This is a genomic window from Streptomyces sp. NBC_00335 (genome assembly GCF_036127095.1).
Taxonomy (GTDB): domain Bacteria; phylum Actinomycetota; class Actinomycetes; order Streptomycetales; family Streptomycetaceae; genus Streptomyces.
Genome location: NZ_CP108006.1, coordinates 1,566,992 through 1,584,964 on the forward strand (window position 1 = coordinate 1,566,992; position 17,973 = coordinate 1,584,964).

16 protein-coding genes are annotated in these 17,973 nt (G+C 72.6%); 7 read left to right on the plus strand and 9 right to left on the minus strand.

The window, feature by feature from the left end:
* Nucleotides 1-19: 19 nt before the first annotated feature.
* From OHA37_RS07110 to OHA37_RS07120, 3 genes are all read right to left on the minus strand, one after another.
* Nucleotides 20-1,204 (minus strand): cytochrome P450 family protein, encoded by a 1,185-nt coding sequence (locus OHA37_RS07110; protein ID WP_266903489.1) that lies wholly within the window; start codon nt 1,202-1,204, stop codon nt 20-22.
* Between the two features lie 55 nt (nt 1,205-1,259).
* Entirely contained in the window at nt 1,260-2,180 is a 921-nt protein-coding gene (locus tag OHA37_RS07115; RefSeq protein ID WP_266903490.1) for a DMT family transporter, read from the minus strand.
* A gap of 164 nt (nt 2,181-2,344) precedes the next feature.
* Nucleotides 2,345-2,959 carry a dihydrofolate reductase family protein gene (locus tag OHA37_RS07120; protein WP_266903491.1) on the minus strand — a complete coding sequence of 205 codons (615 nt, stop codon included), beginning with the start codon at nt 2,957-2,959 and terminating at the stop codon, nt 2,345-2,347.
* Nucleotides 2,960-3,129: 170 nt separating this feature from the next.
* Between OHA37_RS07120 and OHA37_RS07125 the strand changes: the two genes are divergently transcribed.
* Nucleotides 3,130-3,864, plus strand: coding sequence for a 3-oxoacyl-ACP reductase family protein (locus OHA37_RS07125; RefSeq protein WP_266903492.1), 735 nt, complete (start codon nt 3,130-3,132; stop codon nt 3,862-3,864).
* A gap of 38 nt (nt 3,865-3,902) precedes the next feature.
* Here the strand turns inward: OHA37_RS07125 and OHA37_RS07130 are convergent, their stop codons facing one another.
* The 3 genes from OHA37_RS07130 to allB all read right to left on the minus strand — a co-directional run bounded on the left by OHA37_RS07130 (nt 3,903) and on the right by allB (nt 7,000).
* A complete protein-coding gene (locus OHA37_RS07130) occupies nt 3,903-4,358 on the minus strand; it encodes a pyridoxamine 5'-phosphate oxidase family protein (protein ID WP_266903493.1) in 456 nt (151 codons plus the stop codon).
* Nucleotides 4,359-4,544: 186 nt separating this feature from the next.
* Nucleotides 4,545-5,663 carry an allantoicase gene (alc, locus tag OHA37_RS07135; protein WP_266903494.1) on the minus strand — a complete coding sequence of 373 codons (1,119 nt, stop codon included), beginning with the start codon at nt 5,661-5,663 and terminating at the stop codon, nt 4,545-4,547.
* A gap of 2 nt (nt 5,664-5,665) precedes the next feature.
* A complete protein-coding gene (gene allB, locus OHA37_RS07140) occupies nt 5,666-7,000 on the minus strand; it encodes an allantoinase AllB (RefSeq protein ID WP_443046290.1) in 1,335 nt (444 codons plus the stop codon).
* Between the two features lie 337 nt (nt 7,001-7,337).
* Here allB and OHA37_RS07145 point away from each other — a divergent pair, with 337 nt between their 5' ends.
* Nucleotides 7,338-8,141 carry an IclR family transcriptional regulator gene (locus OHA37_RS07145; RefSeq protein ID WP_266903496.1) on the plus strand — a complete coding sequence of 268 codons (804 nt, stop codon included), beginning with the start codon at nt 7,338-7,340 and terminating at the stop codon, nt 8,139-8,141.
* Nucleotides 8,142-8,207: 66 nt separating this feature from the next.
* Here OHA37_RS07145 and OHA37_RS07150 read toward each other — a convergent pair whose 3' ends face one another.
* Both OHA37_RS07150 and OHA37_RS07155 read right to left on the minus strand, forming a co-directional pair.
* The gene (locus OHA37_RS07150; RefSeq protein ID WP_266903497.1) at nt 8,208-8,900 is read right to left on the minus strand and encodes an ABC transporter ATP-binding protein; all 693 of its coding nucleotides are present in this window, start codon (nt 8,898-8,900) and stop codon (nt 8,208-8,210) included.
* Nucleotides 8,897-9,985: an ABC transporter permease gene (locus OHA37_RS07155; protein ID WP_266903498.1), complete on the minus strand. Its 1,089-nt coding sequence runs from the start codon at nt 9,983-9,985 to the stop codon at nt 8,897-8,899. The genes OHA37_RS07150 and OHA37_RS07155 overlap by 4 nt, the downstream gene beginning before the upstream one ends.
* 134 nt (nt 9,986-10,119) lie before the next feature.
* Here OHA37_RS07155 and OHA37_RS07160 point away from each other — a divergent pair, with 134 nt between their 5' ends.
* Both OHA37_RS07160 and OHA37_RS07165 read left to right on the plus strand, forming a co-directional pair.
* Entirely contained in the window at nt 10,120-11,349 is a 1,230-nt protein-coding gene (locus tag OHA37_RS07160; protein ID WP_266903499.1) for a sensor histidine kinase, read from the plus strand.
* Entirely contained in the window at nt 11,346-11,981 is a 636-nt protein-coding gene (locus tag OHA37_RS07165; RefSeq protein WP_250740518.1) for a response regulator, read from the plus strand. The genes OHA37_RS07160 and OHA37_RS07165 overlap by 4 nt, the downstream gene beginning before the upstream one ends.
* Before the next feature lie 226 nt (nt 11,982-12,207).
* Here the strand turns inward: OHA37_RS07165 and yczR are convergent, their stop codons facing one another.
* On the minus strand, nt 12,208-13,701 hold the full coding sequence (yczR, locus tag OHA37_RS07170) for a MocR-like transcription factor YczR (protein ID WP_266903500.1): 1,494 nt from the start codon (nt 13,699-13,701) through the stop codon (nt 12,208-12,210).
* A gap of 217 nt (nt 13,702-13,918) precedes the next feature.
* Between yczR and OHA37_RS07175 the strand changes: the two genes are divergently transcribed.
* The 3 genes from OHA37_RS07175 to OHA37_RS07185 all read left to right on the plus strand — a co-directional run bounded on the left by OHA37_RS07175 (nt 13,919) and on the right by OHA37_RS07185 (nt 17,940).
* Nucleotides 13,919-14,578, plus strand: coding sequence for a nucleotidyltransferase family protein (locus OHA37_RS07175; RefSeq protein ID WP_266903501.1), 660 nt, complete (start codon nt 13,919-13,921; stop codon nt 14,576-14,578).
* A 261-nt stretch (nt 14,579-14,839) separates the two neighbouring features.
* Nucleotides 14,840-16,459: a malate synthase A gene (gene aceB / locus OHA37_RS07180; protein ID WP_266903502.1), complete on the plus strand. Its 1,620-nt coding sequence runs from the start codon at nt 14,840-14,842 to the stop codon at nt 16,457-16,459.
* Between the two features lie 293 nt (nt 16,460-16,752).
* Entirely contained in the window at nt 16,753-17,940 is a 1,188-nt protein-coding gene (locus tag OHA37_RS07185) for a GDSL-type esterase/lipase family protein (RefSeq protein WP_443046122.1), read from the plus strand.
* The last annotated feature ends 33 nt before the right edge of the window (nt 17,941-17,973 follow it).

Genomic DNA, 17,973 nt, shown 5'->3' on the forward strand with positions numbered 1-17,973 from the left:
CCCGTCCCGTCCATGCCGGCTACCAGCTCACCGGGTGCCGGGTCGTCCCGCGGACCAGGGTCCCGGGCGCCCATTCGAGGACGGCCGGCTCCTCCCGGAGGTGGGGGAAGCGCTCCACGAGGGACCGGATCGCGATCCGGCCCTCCAGCCGGCCGAGCGGGGCGGCGACGCAGTGGTGGATGCCGTGTCCGAAGGCGATGTGGCCGCCGCGGCAGGTGCGGCGGATGTCGAAGACGTCGGGGCGGTCGAAGCGGGCGGGGTCCCGGTCCGCCGCGGCGAGGCAGACGAGTATGCCGGAGCCGGCCTCGATGAAGGTGTCGCCGATCTCCAGGTCCGTGGCGGCGAAGCGGAACGTGGCCGTTTCCACCGGACCGTCGTAGCGCAGGATCTCCTCGACGGCGCCGTCGATCAGTCCGCCCGGGTCGGCGCGCAGGGCGGCGAGCTGGTCGGGGTGGGTGAGGAGCGCCCGCATCCCGTTGGAGACCAGGTGCACGGTGGTCTCGTGCCCGCCGACCATCATCAGGACGGCCATGGCGACCAGTTCCTGCCGGGAGAGCCGGTCTCCCCCGTCCCCCCGGCTGGTCACCCAGTCGCTGAGCAGGTCCTCGCCCGGATCGGCGATCTTGGCGTCGACCAGCCCGGCCGTGTAGGCGGTCATGGCGCGCACGGCCGCGTTCTCGGACTCGACCCCGGTGGGCGAGACCATCTCGGTGATCCAGCCGTGGAAGGCGCCGCGGTCGGCCTCCGCGACGCCGAGGAGTTCGCAGATCACGGTCATGGGCAGTGGCTGGGCGAAGACTTCAATCAGGTCGGCGCGGCGCTCGGGGAGGGCCTCCATCCCGTCGAGCAGCCCGTCGACGATCTCCTGGATGCGCGGGCGCAGCGTCTCGATCCGGCCGGGGGCGAAGGAGCGGCCGACCAGCCGGCGCAGCCGGGTGTGGTCCGGCGGGTCGGCGCGCATCATGTTGGCGCTGGCCTCGGTCCGCTCCCGGTCGGCGTAGAGCCCGGAGGTCAGCCAGTTCTTGGACACCGCGGGGTGGGTGAGGACCTGGCGGGCCTCCTGGTGACCGACGATCAGCCAGACCTGCTGGCCGTCCGCCGCCTTCACGCGGTGAACGGGCCCCTCGGCGCGCAGGCGCGCGTAGTGGGGGTACGGGTTCTCGTTGAAGTCTTCGGCGATCGTACTGAGGTCCAGGACCGGCATGTGGCCACCCTAGAGCGGGAGTTGATCTACTCCGGAGCGAGTTTCGGCCATTCGCTCAGCCAGCCGCGCGCCGCCCCCAGGCGGTACCCGCGAGTACGAGCGCGACCCCCGCGAAGCCGGCCGCCCCGAGCCGCTCGCCGCCGATGGCGATGCCCGCGGCCGCGGCCCACAGGGGTTCGGTGCCGAGCAGCAGGCTGACGCGGGAGGGCGAGGTGCGCCGGACGGCCCACATCTGCACGAAGAAGGCGAACAGGGTGCAGAAGACGGACAGGAAGGCGAGCCCGGCCCACTCGGCCGCGCCGAAGTCGGCGGCGGCCGCCCAGGGGCTCGCGCCGGTGCCGGGCAGCAGGGCCAGTACGGCGAACACGGCGACCGCGGTCCCGAGCTGGACGGTGGTCAGGGAGAGCGAGTCCGCCTCCTGCACGGCCTTGATCCGGGCCATGAGCAGGACGTGCACCGTCCGCGCGAGCGCGGCGCCGAGGATGAGCAGGTCACCGAGGGTGGGGGTGGTGAACCCCGCCCCCTGGGTCAGCAGCACCACTCCGCAGACGGAGACGGCCGCGGCGCCGAGGAAGGCCGCCGAGGGGGCCTCGCGGCGGACGGCGGACTCGGCGAGCGGGGTGAAGATCATGGTCAGGCTGATGATGAGCCCGGCGTTGGTGGCGGAGGTGTGGACGACCCCGTAGGTCTCCAGCAGGAAGATGCCGCCGAGTACGAGTCCCAGCGCTCCGGCGCCGCGCAGTTGGGCGGGGGTGAGCGCGCGCAGCCGCCGGCGGCCGGCGACGGCGAGGACGGGCAGGACCAGCGCGAAGCGCAGGACGAGCACCGCGATCACGGTGTGCGTGGTGGTGACGCCCTTGGCGGCGAGGTAGCTGCCGCCCCAGACGACGGCGACGAGCAGGACCGGCAGATCGGCGAGCCAGGCCCTGCGGGGCGAGGCGACGGGAGCAGGGGTGGGGGCGGCGATGGTGGACACCGGTTCTCCAACGGCAGAAGGCAGGTGGAGACTTCGGCGGCTCGCACGGGGGAAGAGCCCAAGCTACCCGAGCGCGATCGGCCGGTCGAGCCTTTTGATCCCCGGGCGCCGCCGCCCGCCCGCGGGCCCGCAGATCCGTAGACCCGCAGGCCAGGGGCCCCGCGTCAGGCGAAGGTGCCGAACGCGGCGCGCCCCTTCGGCCGGTAGGTGTGGATGGCCGTGCCGGCCGAGGTGGTGCGGGAGTCCTTCAGCTCGAAGGCCGTCGGCAGCCCGCCCGTCGGGAACAGCCGCCGTCCGCCGCCCAGGAAGACCGGGAAGACCAGCAGGTTCAGCTCGTCCACCAGGTCCCGCGCCAGCAGCCACTGCGCGAGCGCGCCGCTGCCGTGCACCTGCAGCTCCCCCTCGGTCGCGTCCTTGACCCGTACGACCTCGCTCTGCAGCTGCTCCCCGTCGATCACGGTGACGGGGCCCCAGGCGGGCTCCTTGAGCGTGGTCGAAGCCACGTACTTGGGCAGCCGGTTGAGCCTGCTCGCGACCGGGTCGGCGTGGTCGTCGTGCAGCGGCCAGTACGAGGCGAAGATCTCGTAGGTCCGGCGCCCGAACAGGAAGGCCCCGGCCCGGTCGAAGACCTCGGTGACGAACTCCCCCATGCCCTCGTCGGCGAAGGGCACGAGCCAGCCGCCGTACGAGAACCCGCCGCTGGTGTCCTCCTCCGGCCCGCCGGGGGCCTGCATCACACCGTCGAGGGTCAGGAAGGTGGTGAGGGTCAGCTTTCCCATGGCTCTGCGCTCCTTGGCTCCGGTACGTCGTCTGTCACGGGTTCAGACTCCCGGGCCGGGCCGAACTCATCGATCCGGCGCGCGCGAACGCGATGTCCGTTTCCTGCCAGCACCGTTGACCTCCGGACGATTTCATTGAACTCGCAACCAACCGACGCGGGAGGAACGCCATGGACGGCAACGCAGTGGCCCTGGTGACAGGTGGCAGCAGGGGAATCGGCGCGGCGACGGCGCTGCGGCTCGCGCAGGACGGGGCCGACGTCGCGATCACCTACGTCAGCGACGTTGCAGCGGCCGCCGAGGTGGTCGGCAAGATCGAGGCGCTCGGCCGGCGAGGCCTGGCACTGCGCGCCGACTCGGGGAACGCCGAGCGGGCCGCCGGGGCGGTGGAGGAGACCGTACGGGGCCTGGGCCGGCTCGACGTCCTGGTGAACAACGCCGGGGTGGGCGTGCTCGGCCCCCTGGAGGAGCTCACCCCCGCGGACGTGGACCGGGTCCTCGCGGTCAACGTCCGGGGCACCTTCCTGGCCTCCCGGGCCGCGGCCGGCCGGATGGGCCGGGGCGGGCGGATCATCACCATCGGCAGCTGCATGACCCAGCGGGTGCCGGGCCCGGGCGGCACCCTGTACGCGATGAGCAAGGCGGCGCTGACCGGCTTGACCAAGGCCCTCTCGCGGGAGCTCGGCGAGCGCGGGATCACCGCGAACCTGGTCCACCCCGGCCCGGTGGACACCGGCATGAACCCTGCGGACGGCCCCTACGCCGCCCCGCAGGCGGCCATGACGGCGCTGGGCCGCTTCGCCACCCCGCAGGAGGTGGCCGCCATGGTGTCCTTCCTCGCGGGACCGGACTCCGCGTACGTCACGGGCGCCGAGTTCTCGGTGGACGGAGGCCACGCGGCGTAGGGCGTCAGGGCCGTCAGAGCGTCAGGACCCTCAGGCCGTCAGGACAGCCAGCGGCCGGCCTTCATCAGGTCGCGTCCGGCGATCTCGTTCACCTCGCGCCAGGCCTGGATCCACACCGGCGTGACCCGGAAGTACGGATAGGGCGTCTTGAGGCTGCTCGGGTCGAAGCCGGAGTGCGCCGCGAAGGCCTCGATCTCGCCGGGCGCGAGCTCCGCCGCCTCCAGCCGGGTCACGGTGCCCTCGACGAGGACCACGTCGCGGGTCGTGCCGAAGGCGAGGCGCACACGGCCGCTCGCCGCGAGGTTGCGTCCGGTGGGCAGGGTGCGACCGGTCGACAGCAGGAAGCCCTCGCCGTCCCACCGGAACGAGAGGGGCACGAGGCAGGCGACGCCCTCGGCGTCCGCGGTGGCGACCCAGACGTCGATGTCGCTCTCGAACCGTGCCAGCGCGTCCTCGCGCCGCTGCTCCGTCGTGCGTGGCGCGCTCTGCTCCATCGTGGCCCCCCTGGGTGTTCGCCGTAGCGGCAGGCTAGCGGGCCCGACCGGTCCGCACGTCCCGCGGGGCCACAAAGCCGGTGGGGCACGAAGCCCGCAGGGGCGCACCGTCAAACGGTGCGCCCCTGCGGGGTGTTCGAGCATGCCCCGGGGGTGTCGGCCCCCGGGGCGGTCACGAGGGTGGCGTCAGCCGCCCAGCTCCTGGTGACGGGCGGTGTGCGCGGCGGTGCCGGCCTCCGTCAGCGCGCCGAAGAGGCGCAGGCGGGAGAAGCCGCCGTCCGGGAAGATGTCGATGCGCACGTGCGTGCCGACCGCCGGGGCGTCGAGCACGAAGCGGTGGTTGGTGTCGGGCTGCAGGCGGGTGCGCGGCAGGAACTCCGTCCACTCGCCCTCCTCGCCGGTCTTGATCGACAGCGAGGCCCAGCCGGCCGAGTTGCCCTTGAGGTACGCGGTGTCGATCTCGACGGCGCGGATCTCGGACTCGGCGACGAGCTGGTAGCGGATCCAGTCGTTGCCGTTGTCACGGCGGCGGGCGGTCTCCCAGCCGTCGTCCATCTTGCGGGAGCGGCCCGGGTTGATGGTGTTGGTCGGCGGGGAGTAGAAGCGGTTGGAGGCGTCCTGGACGGAGCCGCCGTTCTCCAGGGCCACCACGTCGAAGGAGCCGAGCGCCGCGAGCCACTTGGGGTCGGGAACGACCTCGCCGTAGACGCGCAGGCGGGCGATGCCGCCGTCGGGGTGCTGGTTGACGCGCAGGTGCGTGAAGCGCTGCTCGGCGTCGATCTCGAAGCCGTTGGCCGCGTGGCCGCCGACGGTGGTGCGGGCGACGATGGTCGTCCACTTGATGTCGTCGCCCTGGAGCTCCGCCGGGGTCGGCGCGAGGGCGCCTTCCCAGTTGGTGGCCTCTACGGAGACGGCCTGCGGCATGTTGCCGCGGAAGTGGGCGGTGTCGACGACGATGCCGCGGATGACGCCGGGGGCGCCCAGGCGGACGAGCGCCCAGTCGTGGTCCTCGGGGGTCGGCCAGGGCTGGGTGGCGGAGATGCCGCGGCGGCGGCGGGTCTCCCAGCCGTCCATGACCTTGCCCTTGTGGCCGAAGTCCTCGGGGTCGAAGTGCGCGGCCTCGGAGATCAGCAGGTTCTCGCGCTGGGCGAAGAACTCGTCGTTGGCCTCGATGACACCGGCGCCGAGCTCACGGGCGGCGAGGTTCGCGTACTGGGTGAACGGGAAGTCCGCGCTGCGGTAGTCCGCGTACGGGTCGCCGCCTCCGTACGGGTTCGCGTTGCCGGTGAAGGATTCAATCGCCACTGTCAGTTCTGCCTTTCAAGGAGTCGGCCGGTGGGCTCGGACGGGGTGCCGTGGTCGGCGATCTGCGCGCCGCGCAGCCAGGTGGACTTCACGACGCCGTGCAGGGTCTTGCCCGCGTACGCCGTGACCTGGTTGCGGTGGTGCAGTTCCGCGGGGTCCACGGTGAAGGTCTCTTCGGGGGCCAGGACGGCGAAGTCGGCGTCGCGGCCGGCCTCGATCGCGCCCTTGCTCGCCAGACCGGCGAGGGCGGCCGGGGCTGCGGACATCCAGCGGACCACGTCCTCCAGGGCGTGGCCGCGCTTCTTCGCCTCGGTCCAGATGGCCGGCAGGCCCAGCTGGAGGGAGGAGATGCCGCCCCACGCGGTGGCGAAGTCGCCGGTCTTGAGGTCCGCGGTGGAGGGGGAGTGGTCGGAGACGATGCAGTCGATCGTGCCGTCGGCGAGCGCGTCCCACAGGACGTCCTGGTTGGCGGACTCGCGGATGGGCGGGCAGCACTTGAACTCGGTCGCGCCGTCCGGGACTTCCTCGGCCGTCAGGGTGAGGAAGTGCGGGCAGGACTCGACCGTGATCCGGACGCCCTCGGCCTTCGCGGCGGCGATGAGCGGCAGCGCGGAGGCGGAGGACAGGTGCAGGACGTGAACGCGCGCGTTCAGTCGCTTCGCCTGGTCGATCAGGTTCTGGATCGCGGTGTTCTCGGCGTCCTGGGGGCGGGAGGCCAGGAAGTCGGCGTACTTGGGGCCCGCGTTCTGCGGCGCGGACTCCAGGTGGTGCGGGTCCTCGGCGTGCACGATCAGCAGGCCGCCGAAGCCGGTGATCTCGGCGAGCGAGGCGGCCAGCTGCTCCTGGTCGAGGAGGGGGAACTCGTCGACGCCGGAGGGCGACAGGAAGCACTTGAAGCCGAAGACGCCGGCGTCGTGCAGCGGGCGCAGGTCCTTGACGTTGTCCGGCAGCGCACCGCCCCAGAAGCCGACGTCCACGTGCGCCTTGGTCCGGGCCACGTCCTGCTTGACCACCAGGTTGGCGGTGGTCGTGGTCGGCGGCAGGGAGTTGAGCGGCATGTCGAGGATGGTGGTGATGCCACCGGCCGCGGCGGCGCGGGTGGCCGTCCAGAAGCCTTCCCACTCGGTACGACCGGGGTCGTTCACGTGGACGTGGGTGTCGACCAGGCCGGGGAGGAGCACGTCGTCGCCGAAGTCCTCCAGCCGGGCACCGGCCGGTACGTCGGCCTCGTACGGCAGCACGGCCGCGATCTTCCCGCCGGCGACGGCCACCGAAGCGGCACGCGTCCCCTCGGGGGTGATGACGCGCGTCGAGCGCAGTACCAGTTCCACAGCCAGGTCGGACACCGGAACCTCCCCATCTACTTCCACAGAGCGAAATTCAACGTTCTGTTGACGGAGTCTTCACGTCGATCCGGAACCAGTCAAGAGCGCCCGGACGGACCACTGACGACCGCGTATCGCAATTGGATGTTTCCACAGGATGGAATTAAGATTTCGCTATGCAGAATGTAGCTACCGCCACCGGGAACCGGACGGGTAACTTCCCGAGGACGTCCGCCACCAGGACAAACCGCCTCTGACCGGCGGGGACGGCATCGACCCGGCCCTAGGGCCGACGCCGACCGACCGGTAGGCTGCTTGCTTGCCTGCCAGCACCGAAAGGACCGCGCCCGTGCCGACGTCCAGCGCCAGCACCACCGACGCCTCCACCAAGCCCACCGCCGCCAGCGGTGGCGTCCAGTCCCTTGAGCGCGCCTTCGATCTGCTCGAACGCATGGCCGATGCCGGGGGCGAAGTCGGCCTCAGTGAGCTCTCCGCCGCCAGCGGTCTGCCGCTGCCCACCATCCATCGCCTCATGCGCACCCTCGTGGCGTGCGGCTACGTCCGGCAGCAGCCCAACCGACGTTACTCCCTCGGACCCCGGCTGATCCGCCTCGGCGAGTCCGCGTCGCGGCTGCTGGGCACCTGGGCCCGCCCCTACCTGGCGCGTCTGGTCGAGGAGACCGGCGAGACCGCGAACATGGCCCTGCTCGACGGGGACGAGATCGTCTACGTCGCCCAGGTGCCGTCCAAGCACTCCATGCGCATGTTCACCGAGGTCGGCCGCCGGGTGCTGCCGCACTCCACCGGCGTGGGCAAGGCGCTGCTCGCCTACACCCCCGCGGACGAGGTACGGGCCCTGCTCGCCCGCACCGGGATGCCGGCCGCGACCGAGAAGACCATCACCACGCCCGAGGGCTTCCTGGACGCCCTGGAGGTCGTCCGCCGGGTGGGCTACGCGGTCGACGACAACGAGCAGGAAATAGGAGTCCGCTGCCTGGCGGTCTCCGTGCCGAACTCCCCGACCGCCGCCGCGATCTCCATCTCCGGCCCGGCCGGCCGGGTGACCGAGTCGGTGGCCGAGTCCTTCGTGCCGATCCTCCAGGGCGTCGCGGCCGAGCTGTCCGTGGCCCTGCAGAGCCAGAACCCTGCGTAGGCGACCCTCGTACGAGGAAGGCCCCGGTACCCCTTCGAGGGGGTACCGGGGCCTTCCTCGTACGCCCTACGGCGCCGGGACCGGCTCCACACCCTGAGTGAGGCGGCCGTCCGTCATCGTCGTGGTGCGGTCCATCCGCTCCAGGTGCGCGTGGTCGTGGGTGACCAGCACCGTGGCGGTGGAGCGCTCCCGGGTGAGGGTGACCAGCAGGTCCAGGATCGCGGCGCCGCGCTCGTGGTCCAGGGCGCTGGTGGGCTCGTCGACCAGCAGCACGGCCGGCTCGTTCATCAGGGCGCGGGCGATGTTGATCCGCTGGCGCTGCCCCCCGGAGAGCTGGTGCGGCCGCTTGTCGGCCTTGTCGGCCAATCCCACCGCGTCCAGCAGCTCCAGGGCCCGCCGGCGCAGGGCGCGCGCGGGCCGGCCGGAGAGGTGGGCCATGACCTGCAGCTGTTCGGCGGCGGTGAGCGAGGCCAGCAGGTTCGGCTGCTGGAAGACGATGCCGATCTTCTCCCGGCGCAGCGCCGACTTCTCGCCCGGGCCGAGCGTCGAGGTGTCCTGCCCGGCCACCACCACCCGTCCCGCGTCGGGCGTGACGAGGGTGGCGGCGACCGCCAGCAGGCTGGACTTCCCGGAACCGGAGGGGCCGACCACCGCCGTCAGGGTGCCGGCCGGCACCTCCAGGCCGACCGCGTCCAGCGCGGTGAGGCGGCCGTCGCCGTCCGGGTAGGTGAGCGTGACGTCGTGCACGAGCAGGGTCATCGGGCGCTCCCGAGAGCGGTCAGGGGGTCTACGGCGGTGATCCGCCGGATGGACAGGGCCGCGCCCAGCGCGCCGAGCGCGATCATGACGGCGGCCGGGACCAGCACGGTGGCGGCGTCGAGCACGAAGGGCACGTCCCCGCCGCTGATCAGGGCACCGAAGCCGGCCGCGAGCGCGGTGCCCGCACCGGTGCCGAGCGCCAGCATCACCACGGCCTGCCCAAGGGCGTCCTTGAGGAGGTACGGGGTGGAGGCACCCAGTGCCTTCAGCACGGCGATGTCCCCGCTGCGCTGGATGGTCCACACGGTGAAGAAGGCTCCTATGACCAGGGCCGAGATGGCGAAGAGGAACCCGCGCATCAGCTGGAGCGAGCCGTTCTCGGAGGTGTAGGAGCCGATCGCGCTCAGCGCCCCGTCGATGGTCTGCGCCTCGGTGCCGGTGGCCTCGTCCCCGGCCGCCCAGTCGACGCCGGAGCCGTCCAGGGCGACGACGGTGGCGAGGGTGTCGATGGAGGTGCCGGGGTTCCCGACGCGCTGCCAGTCGTTGAGGTCCATCCAGACGACCGGGGTGTGGCTGTAGGCGGCGGTGCCGGAGACCGCGGCCACGGTCAGCTCGACCTGGCCGATCCTGATCCTGCCTCCGGCGGTCAGCCCGCCGAGCTCCTTGGCGGCCTTCTCCGTGAGGACCACCTGTCCCTGGGCGAGCCCGCTCCCCCGGGGCGCCAGGGATCCCGCCGGATCCACGCCGAAGACGGACACGCCCGCCGTGCGCTCACCGGAGACGACGTTGGTGGTGCGGATGCCCAGCGGCTGCGCCGAGGTCACCCCCGGCTGCTCCCGCCAGGCCAGCCAGGCCTTCTCGGGCACCTGGGAGTTGGTGAAGGAGACCTTCTGGTCCCCGGCGGGCGCGGCGAACGCGAGGCGGGTGGTGGCGGGCAAGCCGGTGATGGCCGAGATGTTCTCCCGGGCCAGGCCGGCGGTGAGCCCGGACAACAGGCCGACCAGCAGCGTGATCAGCAGTACCACCGAGCCCATCAGGGCGAAGCGGCCCTTCGCGAACCGTAGATCTCTCCATGCGACGAACATGTTCCCCACCTTGGTCTTCCCCGTGGACACAAGGCATCGCGCCACAGTAGGGATCCTCGTATCGAAGGGCGCACCAAGACATCAATCCTTTGGTTGACCGGCGCCCCCGGACCCGGACTTACGCTGGTCAGGCCATGACCGCTCACCTCCCGCCCCCCACGCCCGGTGCCCCCGCCGACCCCGGCGCCCGCGCCCTCACCCCCGTCTCCCGCGTCCTGCGGCTGTGCCTGCACGCGCTGCTCTTCGGCCTGCTCGCCCTCGCCGCCGGGCGGGCCGTCGCCGACTCCGCGCCGCGCGCGGGCTGGGTGGTCGCGGCCTGCGCGCTGCTGGCCGCCGTGTACCTCGCGGGCGTACGGACCCCCGCGGTGCACAGCTCGGCGCGCGCCGGGGCGGTGTGGCTGGCCGCCCTGGGCGCGGCCTGGGCCGCGCTGCTCGTGGTCTCCCCCGACGGGCTGTGGATCGCCTTCCCGCTGTACTTCCTGGAGCTGCACCTGCTGCGGCTGCGCTGGGGCGTGACGGCCGTCACGGTCACCGCCTGTGCGGCGATCGCCGGCTTCCTCGCACACAGCGGCGCGGTGACCCCGGGAGCCTTCCTGGGGCCGCTGCTGGGCGGGGCCGTGGCGGTGGCGACCGTACTGGGCTACCAGGCGCTGTACCGGGAGAGCGAGCGGCGCCGCGAGCTGATCGAGGAGCTCATCACGACCCGGGCCGAGCTGGCCGCGGCCGAGCGGAGCGCCGGGATCCTGGCGGAGCGGGAGCGGCTGGCCAGGGAGATCCACGACACCCTGGCGCAGGGCCTGTCCTCCATCCAGCTCCTCCTGCGGGCCGCCGAGCGCGGTCTGCCCGAGGACTCGGCGGCCCTCGCGCACATCGGCCGGGCCCGGGAGGCCGCGCAGGAGAACCTCGCCGAGGCACGGCGCTTCGTACGGGCCCTCACGCCTCCGGACCTGGAGCACGGGTCGCTGCCGGCGGCGCTGGAACGCTTGTGCTCGGGGGCTCCGGGCCCCCGGGTCCGGTTCTCCCTGAGCGGCACCGCGCGCCCCCTCCCGACCCCCTACGAGGTGGCCCTGCTGCGGATCGCGCAGTCGGCGCTGGCCAATGTGGTGCGGCACGCCGGGGCCGGGCGCGCCGAGATCACCCTGACCTTCATGGACTCCTCCGTGACCCTGGACATCGTCGACGACGGCAAGGGCTTCGACCCCGGCGCGGCGTCCGCCGCCCCCTCGGACGGCGGCGGCTTCGGCCTGCCGGCGATGCGCTCGCGGGCCGAGAGCCTCAGCGGCCTGTTCACGGTGGAATCCGCCCCGGGCCAGGGCACCGCCGTGGCCGTCACCCTTCCCCTGCCCGCGGAGACCCTGTCATGACGATCCGGCTGCTCCTCGCCGACGACCACCCGGTGGTCCGGGCCGGGCTGCGCGCGGTACTGGACACGGAGCCGGACTTCGAGGTGGTGGCGGAGGCGGCGACGGCGGAACGCGCGGTGGAGCTGGCCCGCTCCGCCGGGGTCGACGTGGTCCTGATGGACCTCCAGTTCGGCCCCGGCGGCGGCATGCACGGCTCGGCGGCCACGGCCCTGATCACGGCCGGGTCCCCGTCCCCCCGGGTGCTGGTCCTGACCACGTACGACACGGACGCGGACATCCTGGCGGCGGTGGAGGCGGGCGCCTCGGGCTACCTCCTCAAAGACGCCCCGCCGGAGGAACTGGCGGCGGCGGTCCGCACCGCGGCGGCCGGCCAGTCCGCGCTGGCCCCGGCGGTGGCGCTGCGCCTGATGGACCGCATGCGGACCCCGGCGGAGGCCCTGACCAAGCGGGAACTGGAGGTCCTCCAACTGGTCGCAGACGGCCTGTCGAACCAGCAGATCTCCAAACAGCTCTTCCTCAGCCAGGCCACCGTCAAATCCCACCTGGTCCACATCTACGCAAAACTGGGCGTCGACTCCCGCACCTCGGCAGTAGCCGCGGCGGCCACCCGCCGCCTGATCCGCACGCCGTAGCAATTCCAGCGGTCCGGCGTTCGAGGACCGGCGTCCGGGGCGCAGCCCCGGGGGGTCCGGGGCACAGCCCCGGGGGGTCCGGGGCACAGCCCCGGGGGGTCCGGGGCACAGCCCCGGGGAACGGTGGAAGGGCGGGTAGGGGACTCCGCCCCGCAGGGCCCACCCACCCGCACCGGGGGCCGGGGCCCGCCGGCCCGGGGCGCGGGGCGCGGGGCCGCGGGCCCCGCTAAGCCACCCAGTACGGCCGCTCCACCGCCGAAGGCAGCGGCACGCCCCCGTGAAAGGCCTCCGCCAGTCTCCGTACGCCCTCGTCCAGCCGGTCCGCCGACAGGGTGTACGGGATCCGCAGCCGGTGCTCGAAGGTCCCGGGGTCCACCCCGAACCGCGCGCCCCGCCCGATGATGACCCCGGCCGCCGCCGCCCGGTCCGCCAGCGCGGAGCTGACCGGCTCCCCCAGGTCCACCCAGAGCGAGAGCCCGCCCGGCGGAACGTGCCAGGACCACTCCGGGGTGTGCCGCTCCAGCGAGGCGATCAGCGCCGCCCGCTGCCCGCGCAGCCGCTCCAGCCGGGCGGGCAGCGTCCGCTCCAGGCCCTCCAGCAGGGGCAGCGCCACCAGCTGGTCCAGGACCGAGCCGGTCATGTCGGCCGCCACCCGTACCGCCGTGAGCTCCGTGATCATCTTGGCGGTGGCCCGGATCCACCCGACCCGCAGCCCGCCCCAGTGGGTCTTGCTCAGCGAGCCGATGGTCATCACGTGATCGGCCCCGCCGGGCCCGCCCGGCGCCAGCGAGGCCAGCGGGGCGGGCGCCGGCACGTCGAGCGCGATGTCGGCGATGGTCTCGTCGACCACCAGCCAGGTCCCGGTCCGCCGGGTCGCCGCCAGCAGCCGCAGCCGCTGTTCCTCCGGCATCAGCGCGCCCGTCGGGTTGTGGAAGTCGGGGATCACGTACGCGAGCCTCGGCACGGTCTGGCGCAGCGCGGACTCGGCGATCTCCAGGTCCCAGCCCGCGTCGGAGACGGCGATCGACCCGGTGCGCAGCCGCGCGTGGCGCAGGGCGTCCAGGGCGTTGGCGTAGGTCGGGTTCTCGGTCATCACCCGGTCCCCGGGCCGGCACAGCAGACTCACCACCAGCGCGAACGCCTGCTGCGCGCCCGCCGTGACAAGGATCTGCTCGGGGCGGGTCGCCAGTCCCCGCCGGGTGAACCGCTCGGCTATGGCGGTCCGCAGGTCGGGCAGCCCGAAGGGGTGGTAGCCGGGGCTGCGGGCGAAGGCCGGGAGTCTGGGCGCGGCCCAGGCCACCGCGTCGGTGAGGCTGTCCTCGGGGGCGCCCATGGCGGCGATGGCGAGGTCGATGCCGGGATCTCCGTCGGCGCTGTAGCCGCCGGCGCCGACGATGGCGTGCGCGCCGACCGGGCGGTGGCCTTCGGGGAGCTCGGTCCAGGTCCCGGAACCGCGGCGGCTGCGGACGTAGCCGCTCTCGCGCAGGAGGTCGTAGGCGCCGGTGACGGTGGCCCGGCTGGCGCCGACCGCCTCGGCGAGCTCGCGTTCGGCGGGCAGGCGCACGTGCAGGGCGATCCGGCCGTCGAGGATCAGGGTGCGGACGGCGTCGGCCAGGGCCCGGTAGCCGGGGCGGGCCAGTACCTCCGCCGGGAGCAGGGCCGCGAGCTGGCGGCTGCCGATCATTCTGTCCGCCGTCTGGACCACTCGCCCGTTTGCCATGCCAACCTCCCCTGATTGGCTCTGCCGGCCAGGCCAATCCGGGTCCAGACTCGCTGCATTGGCCGCCGATTGGCAAGGAGATGCCGCCGATGTTGACCGACCGTGACGAACGGGCCCTGCTCACCGCCACCGAGAACCGGATCGCCGACCCCCTGCGCGTGGGGGCCGCGCTGGCCGCCGTACGGCGCCTCCTGCGGCGCGAGCGAGAATCGGTGACATGTCACCCCGCAACAGCACACCCGACCAGCAACGCAACCAGCAGTCCGCCGCGGCGGGCGCCGGCTCCGCTCCCCCGGTGATCGCCGGCCTGCTCCTCGCGGCCGGCGGCGGCCGTCGCCTGGGCGGCCACCCGAAGGCCCTGCTGACCTATCGGGGCCGCCCGCTGGTGGAGAACGCCGTACGGGTCCTGCGCGAGGCGGGCTGCGGCCCGCTGCACGTGGTGCTCGGCGCCTCCGCGGCCGAGGTGCGCGAGCGCGCCGACCTGAGCGGCTGCGTGGTGACCGACAACCCGGACTGGGCCGAGGGCATGGGCTCCTCCCTGCGGGTCGGCCTCGCCTCACTGGCCGGTACGGGCGCCGGGGCGGCCCTGGTCTCCCTGGTGGACCAGCCGGGCATCGGCCCGGAGGCGGTGGCCCGGGTCCGGGCCGCCTACCGCTCCCCGGCGAGCCTGGTGGCGGCGGCCTACGACGGCGAGCGCGGGCACCCGGTGCTCTTCGGGGCGGACCGCTGGCCGGACATCGTGGCGACGGCCACGGGCGACAAGGGCGCGCGGGTGCACCTCGCGGCGCACGCGGCGGAGCTCACACTGGTCGAGTGCGGGGACATCGCGGAGGCCTTCGACATCGACACCCCTCCCGACCTGGCACGACTTGCCTGAGCGGGCTGTGACCGCGATGGCACTGAGGGCCACGAGGAAGGGGTCGAGAAGCGGAATCTGTCGACTCAGAGAATCTCGACATCAACAAACCATTGAACTTCCACCATGAGGAAATTACTATCCACTGGTCAGAAGCGCCCTGAACCCCAGACGGCGCCCGCGACCGTATCCCGGAACTCTCCACACCCGACGGCACTGCGTGCCGTCCAGCGCGAGCATTCCCCGCGGCCGCCAGGCACCGCCGCTGAAGGAGTGACAGATATGTCCGCACCAGCGCCGTCATCGCTGGCCATCGTCGACGCCGAGCCCCTGCCCCGGCAGGACGAGGTCCTCACCGAAGCGGCTCTCGCCTTCGTGGCCGAGCTCCACCGGCGGTTCGCCCCCCGTCGTGCCGAGCTCCTCGCCCGCCGCTCCGTGCGCCGCGCCGAGATCGCCCGCACTTCCACGCTCGACTTCCTCCCGGACACCGCACAGGTCCGCGAGGGCGACTGGAAGGTGGCGCCGGCCCCGGCCCCGCTGAACGACCGCCGTGTGGAGATCACCGGCCCCACGGACCGCAAGATGACCATCAACGCCCTGAACTCGGGCGCCAAGGTCTGGCTCGCCGACTTCGAGGACGCCTCGGCTCCCACCTGGGAGAACGTGGTCCTCGGCCAGCTCAACCTGATCGACGCCTACGAGCGCCGCATCGACTTCACCGACGCCCGCACCGGCAAGGCGTACGCCCTCAAGCCCGCCGAGGAGCTCGCCACCGTCGTGATGCGCCCCCGCGGCTGGCACCTGGAGGAGCGCCACCTGCAGTTCGAGGGCGGCCCGGCCTCCGGCTCGCTCGTGGATTTCGGCCTGTACTTCTTCCACAACGCCAAGCGCCTCATCGCGCTCGGCAAGGGCCCGTACTTCTACCTGCCGAAGACCGAGTCCCACCTGGAGGCGCGCCTCTGGAACGAGATCTTCGTCTTCGCCCAGGACTACGTCGGCATCCCGCAGGGCACCGTCCGCGCGACCGTCCTGATCGAGACGATCACGGCCGCGTACGAGATGGACGAGATCCTCTTCGAGCTGCGCGACCACGCGGCGGGCCTGAACGCCGGCCGCTGGGACTACCTCTTCTCCATCGTCAAGAACTTCCGTGACGGCGGCGAGAAGTTCGTCCTGCCGGACCGCAACGCGGTGACGATGACGGCGCCCTTCATGCGGGCGTACACCGAACTCCTCGTCAAGACCTGCCACAAGCGCGGCGCGCACGCCATCGGCGGCATGGCGGCCTTCATCCCGTCCCGCAAGGACGCCGAGGTCAACAAGGTCGCCTTCGAGAAGGTCAAGGCCGACAAGGACCGCGAGGCCGGCGACGGCTTCGACGGCTCCTGGGTCGCCCACCCCGACCTGGTCCCGATCGCGATGGCCTCCTTCGACGCCGTGCTGGGCGAGAAGCCCAACCAGAAGGACCGCCTCCGCGAGGACGTCTCCGTCGCGGCCGGCGAGCTCATCGCGATCGACTCCCTCGACGCGAAGCCCACGTACGACGGCCTGCGCAACGCCGTCCAGGTCGGCATCCGCTACATCGAGGCGTGGCTGCGCGGCCTCGGCGCCGTCGGCATCTTCGGCCTGATGGAGGACGCCGCCACCGCCGAGATCTCGCGCTCGCAGATCTGGCAGTGGATCAACGCCGGCGTGGTCTTCGAGAACGGCAAGCTCGCCACCGCCGACCTCGCCCGCGAGGTCGCGGCCGCCGAACTCGCCGCGATCCGCGCCGAGGTCGGCGAGGAGGCCTTCACCTCGGGCAAGTGGCAGCAGGCCCACGACCTCCTCCTCCAGGTCTCCCTGGACACGGACTACGCGGACTTCCTGACCCTCCCCGCGTACGACCAGCTCATCGGCTGACACCCCGTCTTCGGCTGAAACGCACAGCAGCCGAAACGTCCACGACAGCGCCCCCGAGGCCTTTTGGCTCCGGGGGCGCTGTCGTGCGTCCGGGCCGGCTCCGGCCGGTTCCGGCCCGTTCCAGCCGAACGACCGATCGGTTGTTACTTGTTCGTAACTTGCCTGTACCTAGCGGTAACAACGCGCGGGGTGGCACCTTTCCGATTGCCACCGGCCGGAGGTAACCCCCACTTACCCAGCCATGCGCCGGAGTTGTTCCTGGCTCCCGCATGGCCGACCGCAGGAGTTCCGCAGTGATCGGATTCCGCAACGACAGCATGGACCGGGCCCGTCGGGTGCGACGACTGGCCGGGATCGGGACGGCGGCGGCGCTCGGCGCCGGGGCCCTGGTCGCCGGAGGGGCCGGGACGGCCGTGGCCGGGCCGGGGAACGGACCCACCGCCGTGGTGTCCCTCGGCGACAGCTACATCTCCGGCGAGGCCGGACGCTGGAAGGGCAACAGCCTGACCAACAGCGGGAACCGGACCGGGACCGACCGGGCCTGGGTGAGCGGCAGCTCCTACGACCCCGGCAAGGTCTACGGGGCCACCGCCGGCGGCTGCCACCGGTCGGACTCCGCCGAGGTGAAGAGCGCCGGGCCCATCGCCGACGTCGCTATCAACCTGGCCTGCTCCGGGGCCGTCTCGCAGAACGTGTTCCGCGCCTCCAACGGTGGCGTCGCCTTCAAGGGCGAGGCCCCGCAGGCCGATCAGCTCGCCGCCGTGGCCGCGAGCCACGACGTCAAGGTCATCGCGCTGTCCATCGGCGGCAACGACCTCGGCTTCGCCGACATCATCAAGGAGTGCGCGTACGACTTCGTGCTCTGGAACTCCTACTGCTACGACGACCAGCAGGAGGGCGTGAACCAGAAGATCGACGGGGTCATGGCCAACGTCGGCAAGTCCGTCGACGAGGTACGGGCCGTCATGCGCGGCGCCGGGTACGCGGACTCCTCGTACCGGATCGTGCTGCAGTCCTACCCGTCACCGATCCCGCGCGGCGCGGAGAACCGGTACACCCAGAGCGACTGGAGCCGGCTCAACACCGGCGGGTGCCCCTTCTGGAACCGGGACTCCGACTGGGCGCGGGACTCGCTCGTGCCGCAGATCGCAGGACGGCTCAAGGCCGTCGCCGCGGCCAAGGGCGCGCAGTTCCTGGACCTGAAGGACATGATGCAGGGGCGCGAGGTGTGCGCGAAGGCGAGCAAGCAGGTGACCACCGCGGCGCCGGCCTCGGCGAAGACCAGCGAGTGGGCACGCTGGATCGACAGCAGCGAGACGCAGGGGCTGGTCCAGGAGTCCATGCACCCGAACCACTTCGGACAGCTCGCGGCCGGTCGCTGCCTGGCACTGGCCGTGGCCCAGCCGGCGAGCAGCGGCTTCGGCTGCAAGAACACCGCCGGGGCCGACCAGAGCGGGATGTACCTGACCCCCGCGCCGTAGCGCCGAAGGTGCGGCCCTCCCGTTAATTCGGGT

Bases quoted from the DNA above. Each gene is read 5' to 3' on its own strand.
- OHA37_RS07130 (WP_266903493.1), bottom strand. From the start codon at position 4,358: ATGGAGCAGAGCGCGCCACGCACGACGGAGCAGCGGCGCGAGGACGCG.
- OHA37_RS07175 (WP_266903501.1), top strand. From the start codon at position 13,919: ATGTCACCCCGCAACAGCACACCCGACCAGCAACGCAACCAGCAGTCC.
- OHA37_RS07120 (WP_266903491.1), bottom strand. From the start codon at position 2,959: ATGGGAAAGCTGACCCTCACCACCTTCCTGACCCTCGACGGTGTGATG.
- OHA37_RS07160 (WP_266903499.1), top strand. From the start codon at position 10,120: ATGACCGCTCACCTCCCGCCCCCCACGCCCGGTGCCCCCGCCGACCCC.
- OHA37_RS07150 (WP_266903497.1), bottom strand. From the start codon at position 8,900: ATGACCCTGCTCGTGCACGACGTCACGCTCACCTACCCGGACGGCGAC.
- OHA37_RS07125 (WP_266903492.1), top strand. From the start codon at position 3,130: ATGGACGGCAACGCAGTGGCCCTGGTGACAGGTGGCAGCAGGGGAATC.
- yczR (WP_266903500.1), bottom strand. From the start codon at position 13,701: ATGGCAAACGGGCGAGTGGTCCAGACGGCGGACAGAATGATCGGCAGC.
- OHA37_RS07165 (WP_250740518.1), top strand. From the start codon at position 11,346: ATGACGATCCGGCTGCTCCTCGCCGACGACCACCCGGTGGTCCGGGCC.
- OHA37_RS07110 (WP_266903489.1), bottom strand. From the start codon at position 1,204: ATGCCGGTCCTGGACCTCAGTACGATCGCCGAAGACTTCAACGAGAAC.
- OHA37_RS07155 (WP_266903498.1), bottom strand. From the start codon at position 9,985: ATGTTCGTCGCATGGAGAGATCTACGGTTCGCGAAGGGCCGCTTCGCC.
- aceB (WP_266903502.1), top strand. From the start codon at position 14,840: ATGTCCGCACCAGCGCCGTCATCGCTGGCCATCGTCGACGCCGAGCCC.